The sequence below is a fragment of the Neglectibacter timonensis genome (assembly GCF_900048895.1).
In the GTDB taxonomy this organism is placed as follows: Bacteria; Bacillota; Clostridia; order Oscillospirales; family Acutalibacteraceae; genus Acutalibacter; species Acutalibacter timonensis.
In genome coordinates, this window is the sequence record NZ_LT160639.1 from 1 (window position 1) to 2,500 (window position 2,500).

Annotated in this window: 1 rRNA gene (cut by a window edge); it reads right to left on the bottom strand. The window is 51.3% G+C overall.

Features of this window, described 5'->3' with window-relative positions:
* Positions 1-105: 105 nt before the first annotated feature.
* A 23S ribosomal RNA gene (locus tag BN3911_RS05160) occupies positions 106-2,500 on the bottom strand; it runs 442 nt beyond the window's last position.

Genomic DNA, 2,500 nt, shown 5'->3' on the forward strand with positions numbered 1-2,500 from the left:
AGAATACCCTAAAAACTGAATAAAGGAAGAAGCGAGAAAGAGATCGAAGTGGGGAGACAAAATCAGAAGAAAATGTCTCAAAGAAGCCTGACCTAAAAGAAAGCTATGGTCAAGCCCTCGGCCTATTAGTACTGCCAAGCTGAACATGTTACCATGCTTACACACGCAGCCTATCAACCTTGTAGTCTACAAGGGGCCTTACTAGCTTACGCTATGGGATATCTAATCTTGGAGGCGGCTTCACGCTTAGATGCTTTCAGCGTTTATCCGTTCCACATATAGCTGCCCAGCTATGCCACTGGCGTGACAACTGGTGCGCCAGAGATGTGTCCATCCCGGTCCTCTCGTACTAAGGACAGCTCTCCTCAAATATCCTGCGCCCACGACAGATAGGGACCGAACTGTCTCACGACGTTCTGAACCCAGCTCGCGTACCACTTTAATCGGCGAACAGCCGAACCCTTGGGACCGAATACAGCCCCAGGATGTGATGAGCCGACATCGAGGTGCCAAACCTCCCCGTCGATGTGAACTCTTGGGGGAGATCAGCCTGTTATCCCCAGGGTAGCTTTTATCCGTTGAGCGACGGCAATTCCACTCTCATACCGCCGGATCACTAACTCCAACTTTCGTTACTGCTCGGACCGTCATCCTCGCAGTTAGGCCCGCTTATGCGTTTACACTCTAAAGCACGGTTTCCATCCGTGCTGAGCGGACCTTTGAGCGCCTCCGTTACTCTTTTGGAGGCGACCGCCCCAGTCAAACTGCCCACCTAACAATGTCCCCCGGCCGGATTCACGGCCGCAGGTTAGAATTCCAACAATCTAAGGGTGGTATCCCAAGGTTGACTCCACACAAGCTAGCGCCCGTGCTTCCTAGTCTCCCACCTATCCTGTACATAAATTATCGAAACCCAATATTAAGCTGCAGTAAAGCTCCATGGGGTCTTTCCGTCTTGTCGCGGGTAACCGGCATCTTCACCGGTACTACAATTTCGCCGGGCGGGTAATTGAGACAGTGCCCAGATCGTTACACCATTCGTGCGGGTCGGAACTTACCCGACAAGGAATTTCGCTACCTTAGGACCGTTATAGTTACGGCCGCCGTTTACTGGGGCTTCGATTCAATGCTTGCACATCTCCTCTTAACCTTCCAGCACCGGGCAGGTGTCAGCTCCTATACTTCATCTTTCGATTTAGCAGAAACCTGTGTTTTTGATAAACAGTCGCCTGGGCCTATTCTCTGCGGCCACATCGCTGTGGCATCCCTTCTTCCGAAGTTACGGGATCAATTTGCCGAGTTCCTTAACTACCCTTCTCCCGTTGGCCTTAGAATCCTCTTCCTATCTACCTGTGTCGGTTTGCGGTACGGGCGCCTAAGATATACACAAGGCTTTTCTCGCCCTCGTCTAAGCATACTTCCCTACTTGATTTCGGTCCCTTTCGCCCGGGGCAACCATCGCCCGGGTTATGCTCTTTCAAGGTGTCCCCTTGCTTAAATCTTTTGGCGGCTACGGAATTTCCACCGTATGTGCATCGGCTACGCCTCTCGGCCTCACCTTAGCTCCCGGCTAACTTGGAGCGGACGAACCTTCCTCCAAAAACCTTAGACTTTCGGCCAATATGATTCTCACATATTTCTCGCTACTCATTCCGGCATTCTCACTCGTATGAAGTCCACCAGCGCTTCCGCTCTGACTTCACCCCTCATACGACGCTCTCCTACCACCCATACTTGCGTATGAATCCCAAGCTTCGGTATACACTTTAGCCCCGTTAAATTTTCGGCGCAGGGTCACTCGACCAGTGAGCTATTACGCACTCTTTTAATGAGTGGCTGCTTCTAAGCCAACATCCTGGTTGTCTGTGCAACCCCACATCCTTTTCCACTTAAGTGTACTTAGGGACCTTAGCTGTGGGTCTGGGCTGTTTCCCTTTCGACAATGAAACTTATCTCACACTGTCTGACTCCCGTACATCAATTATCCGGCATTCTGAGTTTGATAGGCTTCGGTACCCTCTCGGGCCCTAGGCCATTCAGTGCTTTACCTCCGGTAATCTAATACGAGGCTAGTCCTAAAACTATTTCGGAGAGAACCAGCTATCTCCGGGTTCGATTGGAATTTCTCCGCTACCCACACCTCATCCGCTACCATTTCAACGGGAGTCGGTTCGGTCCTCCATGGAGTTTTACCTCCACTTCAACCTGGACATGGGTAGGTCACCCGGTTTCGGGTCGAATACATCTGACTTTATGCGCCCTATTCAGACTCGCTCTCGCTTCGGCTCCGGACCTTAAGTCCTTAACCTTGCCAGATGCATTCACTCGCCGGACCATTCTACAAAAGGTACCCGATCACCCATTGACGGGCTCTCGGTGCTTGTAAGCACAAGGTTTCAGGTTCTTTTTCACTCCCCTCCCGGGGTTCTTTTCACCTTTCCTTCACAGTACTTTACACTATCGGTCACTGGGTAGTATTTAGGCTTGGAGGGTGGTCCCC